The organism is Chitinophaga oryziterrae, from assembly GCF_009758125.1.
Taxonomy (GTDB): Bacteria; Bacteroidota; Bacteroidia; order Chitinophagales; family Chitinophagaceae; genus Chitinophaga; species Chitinophaga oryziterrae.
On sequence record NZ_WRXO01000009.1, the window covers coordinates 87,479 to 106,465 of the forward strand.

Annotated in this window: 11 protein-coding genes; 1 reads left to right on the top strand and 10 read right to left on the bottom strand. The window is 41.4% G+C overall.

Translation table 11 applies throughout. The annotated features are described in order from the left end of the window. Positions 1 to 41 precede the first annotated feature (41 nt). The 5 genes from GO495_RS24830 to GO495_RS24850 form a co-directional block, all read right to left on the bottom strand. Positions 42 to 218 carry a hypothetical protein gene (locus GO495_RS24830; protein ID WP_157302653.1) on the bottom strand — a complete coding sequence of 59 codons (177 nt, stop codon included), beginning with the start codon at positions 216 to 218 and terminating at the stop codon, positions 42 to 44. A gap of 63 nt (positions 219 to 281) precedes the next feature. Continuing rightward, the gene (locus GO495_RS24835) at positions 282 to 1,142 is read right to left on the bottom strand and encodes a tyrosine-type recombinase/integrase (protein WP_157302654.1); all 861 of its coding nucleotides are present in this window, start codon (positions 1,140 to 1,142) and stop codon (positions 282 to 284) included. Next, entirely contained in the window at positions 1,139 to 2,035 is an 897-nt protein-coding gene (locus tag GO495_RS24840) for a tyrosine-type recombinase/integrase (protein WP_157302655.1), read from the bottom strand. The genes GO495_RS24835 and GO495_RS24840 overlap by 4 nt, the downstream gene beginning before the upstream one ends. 116 nt (positions 2,036 to 2,151) lie before the next feature. Next, positions 2,152 to 4,836 carry a CHC2 zinc finger domain-containing protein gene (locus tag GO495_RS24845; RefSeq protein ID WP_157302656.1) on the bottom strand — a complete coding sequence of 895 codons (2,685 nt, stop codon included), beginning with the start codon at positions 4,834 to 4,836 and terminating at the stop codon, positions 2,152 to 2,154. Next, the gene (locus GO495_RS24850; RefSeq protein WP_157302657.1) at positions 4,817 to 5,029 is read right to left on the bottom strand and encodes a SymE family type I addiction module toxin; all 213 of its coding nucleotides are present in this window, start codon (positions 5,027 to 5,029) and stop codon (positions 4,817 to 4,819) included. Before GO495_RS24850 ends, GO495_RS24845 begins: the two co-directional genes overlap by 20 nt. Before the next feature lie 145 nt (positions 5,030 to 5,174). Here GO495_RS24850 and GO495_RS24855 point away from each other — a divergent pair, with 145 nt between their 5' ends. Next, entirely contained in the window at positions 5,175 to 5,510 is a 336-nt protein-coding gene (locus tag GO495_RS24855; protein WP_157302658.1) for a helix-turn-helix domain-containing protein, read from the top strand. Positions 5,511 to 6,022: 512 nt separating this feature from the next. On the opposite strand, the gene GO495_RS24865 is transcribed toward GO495_RS24855, so the two are convergent. The 5 genes from GO495_RS24865 to GO495_RS24885 form a co-directional block, all read right to left on the bottom strand. Beyond that, a complete protein-coding gene (locus tag GO495_RS24865; protein WP_205691324.1) occupies positions 6,023 to 10,513 on the bottom strand; it encodes a DUF6443 domain-containing protein in 4,491 nt (1,496 codons plus the stop codon). Positions 10,514 to 10,539: 26 nt separating this feature from the next. Further along, positions 10,540 to 14,421, bottom strand: coding sequence for a DUF5977 domain-containing protein (locus tag GO495_RS24870; RefSeq protein ID WP_157302660.1), 3,882 nt, complete (start codon positions 14,419 to 14,421; stop codon positions 10,540 to 10,542). Between the two features lie 294 nt (positions 14,422 to 14,715). Further along, the gene (locus tag GO495_RS24875) at positions 14,716 to 15,567 is read right to left on the bottom strand and encodes a tail fiber protein (RefSeq protein ID WP_157302661.1); all 852 of its coding nucleotides are present in this window, start codon (positions 15,565 to 15,567) and stop codon (positions 14,716 to 14,718) included. A 20-nt stretch (positions 15,568 to 15,587) separates the two neighbouring features. Next, positions 15,588 to 16,991, bottom strand: a complete 1,404-nt coding sequence (locus GO495_RS24880) for a GumC domain-containing protein (RefSeq protein WP_157302662.1) — start codon at positions 16,989 to 16,991, stop codon at positions 15,588 to 15,590. Positions 16,992 to 17,288: 297 nt separating this feature from the next. Further along, positions 17,289 to 18,986: a GMC oxidoreductase gene (locus GO495_RS24885; protein ID WP_157302663.1), complete on the bottom strand. Its 1,698-nt coding sequence runs from the start codon at positions 18,984 to 18,986 to the stop codon at positions 17,289 to 17,291. Between the last annotated feature and the right edge of the window lies 1 nt (position 18,987).

Sequence of the window (18,987 nt, forward strand, 5' to 3'; positions counted from 1 at the left end):
TTAAGACCTGGATAGCTATTACATCATCGTAAAGTCAGACGCTATTGCCCGGATTCCCCGTTTAATAACTCGCCGTATTTAATCAGTATCTCCTGTATACTGCTTCCTGAAGCGATGATTTGGTTACTATACGTGGCATGGAAGGAGGCTTCATCTGCGGGTTTTACCTGCATAATCTTTAACTCGCCTTCACTTGTTTTGATCAGGTAGTTATTCATAATTGTTTAGGATTATCAAGTTAATAATTAACCTTACTATGGTACTTTTATTGGGGAACTGCCTTATTTCATGGGATGATATCTGCGAAGAGAACTTTGCAGATCTTCCAGATGGCTGACCTGGTAACGCTGTGTACTGCTTACATACCGGTGACCTGCCATATACTGTACCTGCCGCAGATGATGCGGCTTTAGCCATGCGGTAATCACACTACTCCTGATCTGTTGTGCATTGATCAGCTTAGGATTAAGCTGTCGTAACTGGCGCATCATCCAGTTTACCTGGCAAACGATGTTGTGTTTTCCGATGATTCCGTTTTTCTCTACGGTGAACAGAGGACCAGCCTTGAACCTGTTAACTTTCAGATACTCCTGCAGATGCAATACCTGTAAAGGTTCCAGCTTCAACCATCTTTCATTACTATGACGGCTGCCACCGATATTTACCTTGCCTTCCTGTAAGTAAAAATCCGCTGCCTCCAGCCGTCTCAACTCTTCTACTGTGATGCCCTGATAGATCAGTAATCCTAACATGATCTTTTTAACAACCGGTACATGCAGCTGGATATTATACTGCTCATACAACTGCTGCAACTGCTCCAGGCTTAGCAGATTCCCAGGTAATCGACGGGTGATACCTTTGAGGAACAAGCCTGCTGCGGGATTATCAATGCGTTCTCCTGTTACTATCAGGTAGTTAAAGTAATGACGTAATGGGCATAGAATATGCTGTATTAAGGCGTTTTTTTTACCCTTTTCCTGTAACCACCGTATATATTCCAGTAATCCGCTGTAAGTGACCTCCGCTGCTGTTAGTAACTCCACTTCCAGCCACTGTGTAAAGTTTTGCAGGTATTTAGTATACGTGGTAATTGTAGCGGGACTGTAGTTCTTCTGTGCTAAATAAGTGTTAAACGTCATCATACTTCATTTGTAAGGTGAGTATAGATTTGTGTGCTGTCTAATCCTGCATGTCCTAAAAATGCCTGGATCTGTTCCAGTACCATCCCCGATTGTAACAGATGGGTAGCAATACTATGACGCAGGGTATGGGTACCTATATTCTTTAAGATTTCCGCCTTTTTAGCCAGTTGTTTGATCCGGACGTATAAACTCTGCTTCGTCAACCCTTCGCCCTTATTTGCGCCTATAAACAGCCTTTGTGTGGAAGTTTGCAATAACTGTGGACGCCCATCGGTTATATATAACTGTAACAGGTCCTGGGATAACCTGCTGATGGGTACATACCTTTCCCGGTAACCCTTACCATTGCGTACATACAGCAACCCCCGATCTGTTAACAGATCACCGGTTTCCAGGCTCGCGCCTTCATTTAACCGTAAGCCACAACCATAAAAAACAGCCAGCATGGCACGGTCACGCATACCCAACACACTATCATCGGTGGCAGCATATAATTGCTGTATTTCCTGCACTGTCAGCCAGGCTGGTTTACCACGGATGTCTGCCACCCGTTCCACGCTAAAGCCTATCCCGCATTTACCCGTTTCCCGGATGTAGCGGCTGAACAACAGTAAAGCCTGTATGTATTTGTTGATGTGACCAGCACTGTAACCACGACCCGTACGGATCCCTATCTTTTCTTTCATCTGAGTGATAAAAGCAATCACATCACTGGCCTGTAGCTGTGATAAGGTCGTTTTACCATGCTGTTCCTGGTAGTACAGGAACTCTCCCGTATGACGGGGAAGATTATAGACACTGCTCTCTGCATAGCCCAACGTTTGCAGCCACACCTTAAAACCAGCACATAACAACACATGCTCATTACTGTGTAATAAGTAAACCGTTTCCATAATAATTTGTAATAGAAGAAGGAGAGATAAATTTTACTACTATAGTCTTTGGGGCTGTCGTAGTTGTCGCAGTAGCATAAACCCTTAACCGTAGCTGCTCTTACTGCGACAGTAACTTACTGTCGCACTACTGTCGCAGTAGACGCAGTAGCTGTTATTTTAGATAGTATAACCTGTAATTGTGCATCTATCTCACTGGTGAGCTGATGGTATTCACCATTGTCGGCTATACTGTATTCAAAGCCCTTACGATGCTTATAACCAGTTACCTGCCGCAGATAGCCATACTGATGCAGTTCCCGGATATAGCGTTGTAAACTACGGGGATGTAACCTGAACTGTTGGCGGATCTGCTGTGGCGTAAAGCTTTCCTGGCCATGCTGCTGTAAATATACCTTCAACTGTTCTAAAAAGTTTCGCGTAGCATTCGCCAGCTCATCACCCTTACTAAACAGCACTTCTTTTAACAACTGGAACGCCGCTGTTATATCCGCTGGCGTGGAGACAATATAAGACTGACCCTGCCCATCACGTTTCACTTCCCGCTGGTACTGATGATAAAAGGTAACCGTTTCTATAAACGATAACAGCAACGTCATCGTACGACGGGGCTTAAAAATCTGTTCCGGTAACTGTATATAATGCGCGTAAGGATTGACCACCTGTACCGGTTGTAACACCTGCTGTATGTTTCTATACAGCGCCTTAATCGCATGTTCCCCGCTATGGTTGATCACTCCCGCACTTAAACGCGTCTGGTAGTCCATAATGGCTTTGTCCTGTTCTTTACTGCTATCTACATACAACAACAGGCAACGGTTCGCATTATCTTCATACAGCTTTTCCCGCGTCGTACAACCACTCACACTAACAGGGCCTTCCACCGTCACAGTAACCGTTTTCAGGTTCCCTTTACTATCTTTTAAAGTAACTGTTTTACTGATCCGCTTCTTACTCTGCAGCTCCCTCAACGGATATAGGGAAGATTCTGCACCATCAAGATCTTCTATCAGCAACAGCTTATGTTTTAATTCCTCCTGCTTAAAATAATAAAACGCATTCTCTGTGATCTGGGTGATCTCTATCTTATCTTCTGCGGGTATCAGCGAAGATACCTTTTCCTGCAGGTAGGTTTTCCCGCTGGCACTCGCTCCCAGGAACATCACATGCAACGGGGTAGCTTGTTTACGGCTGCTGTACACCAGGTAAGCTATCAACCGGTTGACCGCTTCTCCTACAATACCGGATTTACCGATATCTGCATTCGTCTGTTGCAATAAATTTTCCTGCCGCAGGTAATTAATCGCTGCCTGCCGCTGCGCGGCTGTCAGCTCTGGTCTCACGGCTGCTCTAGGTTGCAGGCTTTCTATCCGCTGCACCCGGTAACCTTCCAGGGCGCTGGTCAGTTGTCCTATCACTCCTGCCACTACCTGCATACTCATATCGAACAACTCTGCTATCTTACTGATCAGTTGTTCTGTATGACCGTGATTGTACAGATCAAGATTGTGGCGCAGCGGTAACAACTGCTTCTGCAGATGTGCTACTTTCAGCGTCACCCGCATCCGGTCTAATCCTGTTACTTTTATACCGCCTAAAACAGTGAGCTGTAACAGGCCGCCATCATAGATGAGTAACTCCGCATTAACCGTATTCAAACGGTTATCAGAGGGGGCTGATACTGGTACGGTAGGCATCACAACAGTCAGTTTTTTTTCTTCAATTGAAGAAAAAAAACTGACTGGCTGCCGCTGATCTATCAGCGCTGCCAGGATACGGCTGTCATCATGGGTCTGTAACACACTGTTGATATCCTCATCAGCGGGAAGCGCTACGGTACTGATCAATAAGTGGGGCAGTAGTCCTGCCAGTGTCTGCGCATGTTTTACCGTAGCTGCCTGACCTGCAGCATCCCCATCCAGCATCAGGATGATTTCAACTAAACCACTACAACTCATAATCGCCTGCTGGTGTTCTTCCGTCAGCCCATTCGTACCATATAATGCCAGTACACTATACTCCATGCTGATCTCCGGTTGTTGTAACAGACTGGCCGCATCTATCATGCTTTCTGTCAATATCAGCCGTGTAGCAGATCCTTGCGGATAACCCGGATAAAGGCCACTTCTCCCCATCAGGTAAAAGTGCCGTTGATCGCTGTCATTACTGATACTGCGACCATAAAACGATACGATCTTATTGTCCCCATTCCGCAATGGGAAGATCACACAGTCTTTTGCCCATACGTTATAACCTCCCGCAGGACGGGGTTTCAGCAGTCCATACTTGACCATACTGCTCACCAGGTAATGGTTTTTACTTTCCACATGCAACCCACCACTGTTGTAGCCTATTTCATGTAAAGGGTACGTAATCCCTCTGCCTTCCAGGTATTCAACTGCTTTCTTGGTAAGCGGTAACGCTTTCTTATAAAAATTGAACACTTTCAGCAGCAGTGCTTCCTGCTCCAGCACTTCCTCTTCAGCATTGACTACTGGTGCTGTGACTGGCTTAACAGGGAGCGTTGCACCTGCCACAGTCAGCAACCCTTGCGCTTTTATAAGCGCTTCATGTTTGTTGCATTTTTCCATCAACTGGATAAACTGTATCGCATCGCCTGTTCCTGCATTACAGTTACTGCTAAAGCAGCAGTAAGTACCCGTTTTCGGATACAACTGAAGCGAAGGGGTTTTATCTGCATGGAACGGGCAATGCAACCGGTAATGCGCATCCGGATATAATCCATAATGCACCACCACTTCCAGTAGTGACAGCTGCTGCTTAATCTCCTTTATCTCCATGAACAGCCTTCTTTTTTATCTTCAACGTTTTACTCCCTACCGTGATCTCCAGCTGATCACCTACCTTAAACCCTGCCTGTTCCAGCCATAAACCGCTTACATTCAACCACGGCACATCTCGACCATGATTCCAATGATTACGGACTAACTGGTATTTACCATGCAGCTTGACTAATCTTGTTTGCTTTGCCATGTGGAAAAATATTTTATAGTACCAATTGGTGATAAAAACAATCAATTGGTTTTAAATAAACAACACCTTTTTGTTTTGCAAAGCACAAATAAGTGGCTTAATTTTACCTGGATCCTTTATTTAAGGACGTTTAAAGCACTTTTATATGACTTTTGGAGAACAGACCGTATTGCTACGCAAACAGCTTAAAATGTCACAGGATGACCTGGCTAAAAAGGTGGGGACTTCTGCGCCCATCATTGGCAGGTATGAACGCAATGAGATTAAACCCTCTATTGAGACGGCTAAAAAAATAGCGGATGAACTGGGTGTTACGGTCGACTACCTGATCGATGGAACGGCTAAAATGGTATTGGATAAAAAGCTCCTTAAACGAATAGAAGATATTGAGGCATTACCCGAGGAGGAGAAAGAAAAAATCTATTACTTTATTGATATGGCCATTACTTACAACAATACTAAAAAAGCTTACTCAAGATAAAAAACAAAGTCGCAAGGATGGTTAATCCCTGCGACTTTATAGTAATAGACTCTGATATTACCAATTATCTTCTTTAAGTACTGAACCATTCGTTTTAAAATAAATCGTGTATCCATGTGTCAGTAAATGTAGCTTCCGTATATTACCATCCCTGTGCCCAAAATTGCCAACATCCAGGTCTGGACTACTAAACGTAAAATCGTAGTCTAGCAATATAGGGTATAATTTCCCATTTACTAATGCATACCGATTAGTGCTATTAACCCAATTCCTATCCAGAGTCTGATCGCTATCTTTAAAAGGAACAATAGTAAGACTATAAGCACCAACTGTATCCTTCCTTAAAAAGAAATAATATTTATTATCATTTCGAGTATTCAACACCATCCGCAGATGATTGTAAACCCGAACTTCAACACTGTCAGGAAGAATATACGTTATCTTATTCCCTTGAGAATAGCCTGCAAAATGACATAGAATAAATGCAACTATAAATATGTTTCTCATTTAATTTAAAATTTTGGTGTCCCACTTCTTCCCCAAATTCTTAAAGCATTCAACCCTATATTAAACCCTGCATTGGTATTATACTTGCCAGCACCTTGTGTCTTCCCAATGTTGTTAGTCTTTGTTCCATCAGGGTTAGCTCTGTTGATGTTTGCTGGCTTTCCTGTATTTCCACTACCATTCATTGCATCTATACCATAAATAGGGATTTGCATAGAATTTGAAGTATTTTGATCAAATTCGGACATTGCGCTTAACGTCTGCATTCCTTGCTCTGTTGTTTCAGGATGTCCATGAGCTTGGCCAATAATAACCGCTCCTCCTGGTTTATCTGCATACGAAACACCATAAGACTCCGATGGATAATAGCTTATTTCTGTTTTACTATTTGTTCCAGAAGGACCTGGAGATGCTGTAACAGTAGCATTGTCACGGTCTAATACTATTAAAATCTGGTGCTCGATTCCCTTGGTTTTAGAATCGTCTCTTAGTTGCTGTGCAGCACTATTTATTCCTTCTTTGTCAACTGTTATTTCTTTACTATTACTTGCATCCTGTAATTGTACTGTAGCTGTCCAAGTATTAGAACCACCACTTTCCTGACTGATTTGATTGAATTTATCTTCATCAATCAAACGATTAGTCGTTGATGCATATGCGTCACTCCCTAAATATTTACCATTCTTTTTACTATAATAGTCATCGTATGGAGCCATTCCATCAGGATCTGTAAATCTAATAGGATTGTCAAAAGCATAATTATAGGGAGAATATCTTCTCATTTTATCTGCAAGAGGATCTATTGTATGCCATCTACCTATCTGCGGGTCCTGCATCCTTGTTCCATAATCATACCACTCCAACCCTGATCCATCCCCGAACTCTCCACTTTGCAACTCCTTTCCATTATACTTCAATCTGTTCTCCGGATAATTCGCACTTTTCAGCGCTTTTGAGCTAATCCCTGCCATCGTCAGCCCAAATGGATAATAATGTGTTTCTTCAAGCAAAGGTCCTGTATTATATGTAACTACCAGATTATCAAAGAAGACATCTTGTGCACTCTCATTACTTGTATAAATATACAAAAATCCGGTTTTCTTCACCACCATTCTGTCTGTACCTAAGGTCTGTAGAGCATCCGGACTACCCTGAACCTGTTTAACACCACTATTTTCATTGACCATAGAAAAGCGGTCATCAAACAATGTATAGTTCAAATATGCTTTGGGTTTATCAGAAGCATTCTGTGTTGGGTCCTTTTGTTTTAACGCATCATAATCCGCACTGCTAAAATTAGTTGCAATTGGTGACGCTGCACCAGTTGCACTATGTGCGCCTTCACTTACACTACCACCGCTGAATGCCTGTAATAGGGCAGTCAGCATGTCGGAGGTAGTCGTTGCTGATGTACTGGCTCCCGTACTTTTATAAAAAGCTTTTACACCCATCTGGATAGTATCTCCTGCCATTACACGCAATACCAACGATGGACCAATCTTCTGACCATTGGAAGCATTCAGCTTAGCCACAAATGCATTAGGATTGGTCGTATTATCTGTAGGATAACCGGAGACCCCTGATACAGCAGTACGTGTATTGTCAATATTACTGAACAATGCATTTTCGTAAGCGGTAGCAGCGGTTTCCATCGTAGCAGCGTATTTGCTGCTATCACTCTGAGTACCTAATACTACACGGACATTGCCGAGGTGGTCTTTCTCAAAATAGTCGTAAGCAAAACTAAGAGGTACCCCTGTTTTGTATACCAGACGAATACGGCCTTCTTCATGAAATACTAATTGCAAAGTATCCTGTTCATATACAAATCCTCCGAGGTAATCAGTCACAGTAACTTTAGGTGTACTAAAAGTACTATCTGTCACTGTCTTCCTCAGTTTAGTACCGGTGGCATCGTATTTATAGGTGATAACACCTTTACCCTTTATTTTGATAACCTCAGGCCGGTTAAGGTAATTATAACTGATGCTACTGATTCCTTTATTAAGGTCCTGTATCATGTTACCATTTGCATTGTAACTATAATCATCACCAGTATTAGTACCATTTATGAAATCTCCCAGTTTGGCAGATGTAGTATTACTTGTATCTGCTACTGATAATAATTTATTACTGCCGGTAGGAGCATAAGAGTAACTAAGCTGATCTATTGTAGTGATAGCATTGCCAATCATCCCTTTTTGTGCCATGGTTTTAATATTACCATTCGCATCATAAGAAAGACCACTTACAGAGAAGTTTACTTTGTCCTGCATCCAATCTGTAGCTCCACTATTTTGCTGAGTAAAGTTGGCTGTTGTTAAACGGGTTGGTTTGTCATAATTAAAACCATAGGCACGTGCAATACCATCAGATCTGCTCTTCCATTTAGCACCGGAAATATTACCATTATATTGTGGAATGCTGAATCCGTAGTCGTAACTTAATTCTTCCCCAAACCAGTTATCATTGCTACCCGTAGTGTTTACAAACGATTTGTTTATACCAGATAACCAGCCTCGAACATTATAAGTATAACTTAATGTGTCCAACTGACCACCTGACTTCAGGACGCCTAATCTCTTTTGTTTAAGTTCGCCTAATTCATTGTAACTATTAGCTGCAATTATTTTCTCCTGGGTTGAATCACCATTTAACCGCTTGGTTGTGCTCAGTAAGCGACCGGCATGATCATAAGACATCATCGTTAAAATGGTAGTCTGCGGTGTAACTCCACTACGGGGATTCTTATGCCGGATAAAGCTGCTCAACAGCTTTCCGCTAAAATCAAACTGGTTGGTAGTGATATCTTTCCCACCGGCATTGTTATCTGACACTACCTGTACTACGCGGCCTTTATCGTCATAATAACTGGTAGTGGTTAACCATTGCTCTGTACCCAGCACTCTTACTTTATTACCGGTTATTAATCCACGAGTCATCGTACTGCCACCGGCAGGCTGTGTCTCGGCATATGGATTGTTACCCGCACGCAGATTCACAATTTCTCCACTTTCGTAATTCAATTTACCGGGAAAGTTATAATTATCATAAAAGATATAAGTAAGCGGAGTAAGAGCACCGGCAGTAATACCTGGTAATGGATTCGAAATAATAAGTGTTGTTGCTCCTGTATTAAGCGTGCTATCTATGTAAGCCGAAAACTCAGCACCAATCCCAGTATCAAAGCTATCCTGCATAGTGATGGTTTTGGTTGCAACATAAGCACTGCTTCCATCATAATTACCCAGTACCATGTCTGCTACAGCGGGAAATGTATAAGAAAGCGTCTGCGTACCGGAACTGACGGTATTCATACTTGCCTGCAATGCAGCTCTTGAAGTATTAGCCTTGTATATTGCCGTCATTGAAGGGCGATTTAGCTCATCATAAAACGTAACCAGCCATTCCTGTGGAGATTGCAGACGCTGTGTAGAGTCTTGCGTAAATACAACTCTGTCTCTTGTATCATATACCATATTAACAGGCCCCATTCCAGGAACTCTTTTTACGATCATCCTGTTGCGGTTATCATATTGATACTGAAAACAAAGTTCATTGGCAAGTAAAGTGCTTATACTCCAATTATTCCCCATTAACTTTTCAACTGCGAGTGGCGGAATAACGAAACGCAGATTATTAAAATTGTCATACACATAATAGGTACATAACCAGTTAGCATGAGCATTAACAGTGTCCACATTATCAGACAACTGCACTTTCTTCATTATTACATGATCTTCCTTGTCTTTATATTCAATAACCTGGCTACCAGCTTCATCGACCAATACATTTTTAAATAACTGCCCTGCTGCGTATATACCACCATCTGTTGGAATATTTGTGGAGAGGTTCCATATGTGTACTGAGTCAGATAATGCATTCAGCAGATACCTGTTTTCCGTAGGGTGATTTCCACCTTCTTTGGCCCAACTACTGCCAGGAGCATATATTTTTAATACCCGGTTTAAAGGAGATAATTCATATTCTGTCTGAACATAATAAATGCTGTCTCCTGTAACCCCGGGATTAAGTGCATCCGTGTTATAAAAAATTTTCTGACTCTTAAACGGATCAGACTTGAACCGGCCATCATTAAAATTACCAGTTTGTGGTACATAAGGAAGGTATTTATATCTTTCATGCCCCAGCGTATCATATACCAGGGAAGCCACCAGATCACGCAATTGAGAGCTTATACCTTTGGATACGGTTTGTAAAGGACGTCCCAAACCATCAACATACTGTGTGGTTTGTTTCACTTCGGTAATGGATCTTACGGAAGAAGAAACAACAGCGGTATCATTGCTGACCATTCCAGGCTCAAATACACGAATGAAATTAAGCGAAGGATTATTATACGCAGCCGGTACTGCAGCAGGCATTGCTACCGGCCGTGGGCTTGTTACCGGTGTAATCTGCGAATATGTCTTTCCTGATATGAACAGAATAACAATGAGCAGAATATATTTAGTTATCTTACTATTTTCTTTCATAAAGTAAAGGTTAAATCTGAGAATCGTCAAGGAAGATTTGTTAGCGGGCAAGCTGCTGTTTGCGACTCTGTATAATTACCACTTATTGAGCCGTCAGACCATAAGTAGTGATAAGTACACGTATAATTACTGCCTACAGGTGTACTGGCGGTAACAATTTTTTGTCCGGTTTCACATGTTAATCCAATCACTTTCTTTGATTCACCTAAACAATGACATGTACCATTTGCATTGGCATAAGTCTGATAATTTGCGTTCAGATCCATCATTGCTGTATCATTGGCGGCTTGCATACTCTCAGAAAAATACTTCATTGAATCCACAACATATGTTACAGTTGTACCGGAAAAACCAGATGAGCATTGTTTTATTCCTGTCATTGTCATTCTCTGGTTATAAAAAAGACAAGGGCTGCTTTTCTTAGCTTCCTCTAATTTAGCGGGAAGTGCAGCACGTGCTTTATCATTGGCATCCTGCTGGCTTTTATCAGAACCATACATCCCGGCTTCAACAGTACATACTACCATTTTAGCATATGCACCTGGATTACAGGTATTTCTGGCGGAATCGCTTTGTACTGTATTATAATAGATGTGTTCATTACAAATCTCCGTCTCTCCTTTATAGTTATAACAGATCATCTTTACAATATTCTTGTCCTGGTTCCGGACAATATGCAAACGGCCATAACTATCATACTCGTAATATACATACTGGTTCTTAGCATCACACTGACTGCTAATCCCAATATTGGGCAAATACGTAAATGTTGTTAGCTGAGCATTTACAGGGTATGCGCGTACCTCATCGATAAGACCAGTTCCTCTTATATTTACACCAAGAACATTTTGGACAGTATGTTCATAATATGTCCATCCATTCAGTGTTCTGCCGGTAATCATACTCACAGAACCATCTACAGTATAACTACCATTTTTACTCCAGTAAGATACAATGTGAGATATACTACTATTGAAACCACCTAATGAATGAGTCACTGTAAACGGGGTTGCAATGTTAATCTCATAACATTTAATGCCGGAAGGAGAAGTACTATCTGTTCTAAGATTCAGTGTGTTACCACAGGCAGGAGAATTATTCTCTTCAAAAGAGAAATAACGGATATCACCTACACCTGCATTCTGGGCTACTGCTGTAGGATAATGTCCAATACAATCCCACAAATAAGCAATTTTCCCTCCTCCTCTTTTGGTAGCTTCCAGCATATTCCCATATTGGTCATAACTATTAACAACTACTTCTGTATCAAGGCTATCTGTTATGCCCTGCTGTACCTGTGAGTATTGAGGAAGATATAATTTTTCAGGAGTTTTGAAATATACGGTATTCGTCAGGCGAAGTTGCACACCGTTCCTGGATTCAACCTGCGTAATAACTGGTGCATTTATATTACTATCAAGCATTGATTTATATATACCACCTGGATCTAAGCCTGCTAATACCTTTGTATAAGGATAACTAAATACTGATTTCAGTGTATCCTGTTTACTGGTTACAAATACACTTTCTGTAACTTTGTAATTATCATGTAATGTTGCTGAATCCTGCACACCTCTGTCTACGAAGTATTTATTAGATTGTATAGTAGTTAAATTCTGGGTTGTTGTTCCCTGCGCGTAGTTTACATCAGTAACTTTCTTAACTAACGGGGGTTTTATAAAATAAAAACAAAGAGACGACCTATATATCTGTACGCCCATGGATTCGTCCTCAAACCGGTAAATATTAGGCACCCTGTACTCAGAATTGGTAGTATCTATATTATACTCGATCTGACTTTCTTTTAATAATTCCTTATTACTATTATATACCTGGCTCGACAATGTCAATCCTCTGAATGTCTCCATGCTTGTAAATGCCTGCTCATCCCAGTTTGAATCAAAATTCTTGAACTCAACCAGGGGCAATTTATCCTGATAGCCATTATCATGATTACTATATTTATATACAGTATAACCACCGTCACTCTTTTCTGTTACTTCAGAATAAGTAATATGATTGCCATTAGTATTACTTAACTGCAGATAATTATTATCAAGTACATGTGAATACCATAATTGGCCTTCAACCATTGTACCGCCAACGTTAGTGTGAGTTACAATGGAGCCGGTATCTCCATAAAAAGGTTTCCCGGATAATATACCACTTGATCTTGTTCCTCCGCCCAAATAATTCTTTACATAGAAATATTCTTTGGTAACAGGCGTTGCCAATGAATCAGCAGCAATAGTCATTTTACTCACCCTCAGTCCACCAGCTATGCTATCACTAACCTGTGATTCATCAATATCAAATGGGAACTGGCGTGCTATTTTAGCGTAATAATGGGGCTGATATTCAAGCTTCAAATAACCTCCGGTAGGATAGGTTATCTTCTCCAGTATTTCAGCTTTCATGAAAGTTTCATCCGGCACTCTGCTAACATAGTAATTGATGCCATAAGCATATGTTCTTCCATTATAATACCCCCAATGATCAGCTTTCCTTGCATTATATGGAGGTAATATATTTGAATTGTAAGCAAAGGAAAATTTTTGTATTGTTCTGTCAAATGCTGTTTGCAATTCAACACTGCTTAACTGCAAGCGCCGGGTTATTTGCTCCAGATAATTAAACTTTATTTTCTTTACACCCACTATATCTATGACATCCAGTTTTTGCCAGAAACTTGAATCCCTTCCTTCACTGACTGTGTTTCCATTTATCTTAATAAAATCCTCATTTAAAATGTTATATCTTAATTCATTACTCTTAGAACTACTGAAATTAATTACCTGAGAAGGAGTTTTAATGGATGTCAGATAAACCGGGTTATGCGAAGAAATAGCAAATTTCTCCCAGGTACTATAATTAGTTATATTTTCTTCTGTCTTGGCAATTAAAAACAAAAATTTACCTGATATAGAATGGTTTCCACTATATTGACAAACATTCCGTTGTAATGTCTGAGTATATGTTCTACCTACTCTTTTATAATCAAAATTGATTTTATAACCTCCCGGAGATTTGATTTCGGTAAGATACCATGCACTGGAAATTGTACTATATACATCTGTATAATTTCCATTATTATTCAATTCAATAGAATTATCAGTACCTCCGAAAATATACTGGTTCCCGGCTTCATCAGTAATTCTGATCTTATAAATACTCCTTTTGACGGAATTGGTTGTTAATACAGTGCTAAATTCCCCCAGGGGCAAATCGCCGTAAGACATGTTATCCCTGACTTCCAGGATATCTGCCTTTAACTTATAATTTCCGTTACTCCTGATCTTTATTTGTACGGAATCTGTAGGAGACGGTCTTGTTATAAAAAAAACACCCGAATAACCGTTGAAATTAAATATAAATTCATCAGGACTCGCATCATATTGATATTTAAGTAAACTATCTACAGATTGGTATCCCCCCAAAGAATAACTTGCCAGATAGTTGGGGTTTAAATATTTCTGGTTAACAGTACCACAATTGTATAAATATCCTCTTTCTGCTTCATATAATTTCGGAATCTCATCATTCAAACCATTCACCTTTCGATAAATTGCACCTCCGGCTTGTAATGACCATCCTAAGCCCGTCCAACCCGGATGTTCATCCGTTTTATTTCCTTTGGTTGTATACATTAATGCTATGGGAACAGATAAATCTTTATAAGATAAATTGTACAACGGAACAGAAATATCTGCCTGCCCCGTAAAAGGAGTGGCAGGTACCAGTCCAAAATTGCCTAATGCAGCTACTTCCGGACTTGGAGAGGTTTTACTGCCATTTATTCCCGCCTGAGTAGTAGCGATAGAACTTGCCTGCCCTAAAGTTGTTTGTGGCAATAGCATCATCTGCATACACTCGAATAAAATGAATATTAATGCCCAATACCTTTTCATAAAACCTCGTTATTAAATTGTTCCAAACTAAAATATTGCTTACTCATTTTTTCAACCCGATTATCAGATTTCCCACCCAATGTTTCCATAGAAAATGGTACATCAGGCAAATGCCTATTAACATTTGCCTGATGTACCATTAAAGATGGTAACTGATACTGATTTACTTCATGCATAGGTGAATTGGAGAAAAAAGATCATACAGATAATTCTATATTCAACATAACATTAAAAGTATTTGCATTCCTCCTGACATCTGCCAAAACATAAGAATAAAGTAATGCTCATCGATTATTATCGGTTTGCGTGCTCCAACGCTTCCATCCTTTTCATTAAATCATTATTTTCTTTCTTCATCTCTATCAGATACAACGTCAGCTCCTCCACCTTCTGCAACAACACTCTATTCATCTCTCCCAGATCCTGTCCATTCTTTTCCACTTCTTTAGCCGATGGCACATCAGGCAAATGTTTATTAACAGTTACATAATTTTCAATTTCCCGCAAAGATGGTAACTGATAGGAAGGATCAAATACAAAGTCCGGCCAGACAATAGCCTGGGTAACTTTAACTCTCCTGGCTGCAATAGTACCCTCAACGGCTAGTCTGTTACTACCGGGAGTAATTGTTCCTATTCCTACATTCCCATCCACATTGATAGAAATACGTGGAAGCCTGTTTGTGAATAACTTGATACCTGCATAACTACCTGCCCACAAAGTAGGTCCTGCGGGACTCCAGCTATCATTGACCCATTTCATACCATAATTTGGCAGGTATTTACTGTCATAGATAGCGCTGTCGGATAATGCCATTCCAAAGGAGTTCCCTATTCCGAACATGATGTTACCATTGACAAATAACTTCTGTGATGGAGCAACATTGCCAATTCCAACATTCCCACCTGAAGTAATAGACATAACATCTGTCCAGTTAGGAGTATTTGCCCGGGTAGCAAAACGAAGGTCAGTTCTGGTCCCTGCATCAAAACCATAAATTTTGTGTCCATAATTGGCAACCGGAGTGAAAATTAATGCCTTATTAGTTCCTACATTGGAATACAAGCTGTCAAAACCCTGAGAAAAACAGTTAATAGCAGCAAAAAAAGTGCTTGCCGCTGCAAGCAGTAAAAATTTCTTAGTCATGTCCCCAAATTAAATGTATGTTAAAAATTATACCCCATCCTCAACTTAAGAGGACTCGTTGATGGTACGTTCCTGCTAGCCAGAAAATCATACAACACCATAATATTCCCTTTCAGCTTTGCACTGATTTTATACTTCTTGCTGATACCTATTAATGCACTCCCCTGCCAGCCTTTCCAGCTCTTTAACTGTTCCACATGAGAAAACGTTGACAGGTAATTCTCTTCAAAACCACCATTGACAAAAAAGGTCCCTTTTAGCTTCCAGTCAACGAAACTTCTCAAACCTACTCCCTGGTGACTGATAGCAATATTATTCCAGCCGGTACCTAAGCCCAGCTTATAAGAGATCCCAACACCGGCGCTCCCGTTCTTATGGAACTTATAGGCCACCTGACCAGCAATATCTGATGTAGTAGGATAATACTTACTTGATTTCTGGAACTGCACATTCCCGCCAAACTCCAAACGCTGCAAAAAGCTTTTCGTCTTCATGGGATTGGGTTTGAAATCAGGCATGTCACCTGCATTGTCCAGCTCAGGGAACTTGCTTTTCAATTCGCTGAACTGCGATCTTGCCTGCTCCATCTGCTGGCTCACCGCCGCCTGCGCAGAAGGGCTACCACCAATCCGCTGCTGAACCAGTTGCTCCACCTGTGAACGGGTTTGCAGACCTTCCAGGCTTTGTGCCGTATTACTGGCAGCAGAAAGGTTGAACAAACTGGCCAGTTGTGAATGTTTCTGAATGAAATCATTATAGGCAGGTACTTTCTTTAACATCTCTACGGCTTTGGCCTCTGCCTTTTTTTTATCTTTGAGCAAAGATTTATATTCATTGAGCTGCTGCCCATAATAATAAGCCTCCTTATTCATCTTTTGCAGGTCTTTACCAAACCCACTATACTGCGCCAATTGATCCTTTAATTGCTGTCTGCGTTCACGGATATACGCCTTTATCTCCTCTGCCTGCTGTAATTTTCCCTGTAAGTCCTGCACACTTTGAGTAGCACTGCTAAGTTTATCTTTCGATGAACCCAGCAGGTCTTTAGACCCATCCAGGAATTTCAGGGAGTTTTGTAAAGTATCCAGGTCTGCATTGCCTCCTAAAGGTACATTACCCGGCACCTTATTCCTAAGGCCTGATTTTAAACCATTTAACTTATCAATGGAGCGTGTGAAGATGTTCTTTGCTGCTACAGAATCTACCTTCCACAATTTGGCCTGCATCTTCTTTTCCTGTTTGGCAAACCTGTCCAAAGCCTTTTTGCTTCGTTTGTTTACCTGCTCTTCTACATGATGAGATTTATGCTGTACCTGTGACAGGTATTTCTCTGGTAGCTTTGTGACAGTACTGTCTGCGTCAATAGCAAAAACAGGAAGAGATGATAAAATAACAAACAATGTAAAGAGTAAAAATTGTCGCATAGAGGTTATATATTTCGATATATAGGTGATAGCTGGAGTAAATACTCACAACTTTTGTGTTTACTTCTAATTATAGTATTAGAATTTACTTAACAATGCATTCATATTGTTCATTTTATGCTATAATAGGAATAAGCAGCAAAAGTATTTATACTTCTCCAGATCGATAATAACACTTTCGTGTAGATAATAATATCATAACACAATAGTACAAACGTACTGCGCAACCTATCTACGCACATAAAAAAAGCTACAGAAGAAATCTCCTGTAGCTTTTTTAAAAATTCATGTACTCACTTACACATTCCCTTTCTTCAGCTCTTTCACCGCATGATCAACCGCCCTCGCTGTTAATGCCATATAAGTGATAGATGGGTTCTGACAGGCAGATGATGCCATACAGGAACCATCCGTAATAAACACATTCTTTGCAGCATGTACCTGGTTCCATTCATTAAGGACAGATGTTTTGGGGTCGCGTCCCATACGTGCTGTTCCCATTTCATGGATACAATGGCCCGGAGGCGGCATGCTATCATAAGTACCCACGTTTTTGATACCGGCAGCTTCCAGCATCTCTTTCGCGCTTTCCAGCATATCCTTACGCATTGCCAGCTCATTCTCTTTGAATGAACAGTCAATGTCCAGGGTAGGCAGGCCATACTTGTCTTTCTTGTCTTTGTTGAGTGTTACCTTGTTATCGTGATAAGGCAGGTGTTCTCCCCAGGCGCCAACGCCCATGGTCCACATACCTGCTTCTGTCTGCACTTCTTTCAACGTAATACCAATGCCATCAAAGCTGGTCCCGCGGTTACGGTCCGCTCCGCCCTGATAACCAAACCCACGCACATAGTCGCTACGTTTAGTAGCTTCACTGATATTGCGGAAGCGCGGAATGTATATGCCATTAGGACGACGCCCGCTGTTATAATACTGGTCCTGGAAACCATCGAACTCTCCTCCGGCACCTACACCGAAGTGATGGTCCATCAGGTTATGCCCTACTTCTCCGCTGTCGTTACCGAACCCGTTAGGGAAGCGGTTTGATACAGAGTTTAACAGCACTGCAGTGGTACCGATAGTAGACGCATTTAAGAAGATGATATTGGCATAATATTCCGTTGTTTCCAGCGTATGTGCGTCCATGATACGTACACCTTTGGCCTTGCCTTTCAGCTCATCATAGATCACTTCCAGCACGATAGAATCCGGACGCAATGTAAGATTACCCGTTTTGGCGGCTGCCGGTAAAGTAACCCCGTTGCTGCTGAAATAACCGGTAAAAGGACATCCTCTCGCACACAGGTTACGGAACTGACAAGGACCACGGTCATGATGCTTTTCAGTCACATGTGCTACACGGCCAATGGTTACGATACGGTCCTGGTACTGCTCTTTAATACGTGCTGCCACATGTTTCTCCAGGCAGTTCATTTCCATCGCTTTCAGGAACTTCCCGTCGGGTAATTGCGGCAGACCTTCAGCCTGACCACTAATACCTATATAAGATTCGACATAATCATACCATGGCTCTACATCTTTGTAACGGATAGGCCAGTCAACACCATGACCGTCCTTTGCGTTGGCCGTAAAGTCTACATCGCTCCAGCGGTATACCTGCCTTCCCCACATCAGTGAACGGCCGCCAACATGATACCCGCGAAGCCAGTTGAATGGTTTCACCTGGTTATAAGGGTTCTCCTTATCGTTTACCCAAAACTGTTGTGTTGCTTCGTCGAATGCATAACACTGGCTCTGAATGGGATGGTTCTCCCTCATTTCCGATGTATGGTTCAAACGGTGCGGAAACTCCCAGGGCGCCATCATGGCGGTAGTGTAATCTTTCACATGCTCCACGTTGCGACCCCTTTCCAGTACCAGCGTTTTCAATCCCTTTTCACACAGCTCCTTGGCTGCCCATCCCCCGCTGATCCCTGAGCCTACAACAATGGCATCATAGGTATTCTCCTTCTCTGCTCTGATGTTGAGATTCATA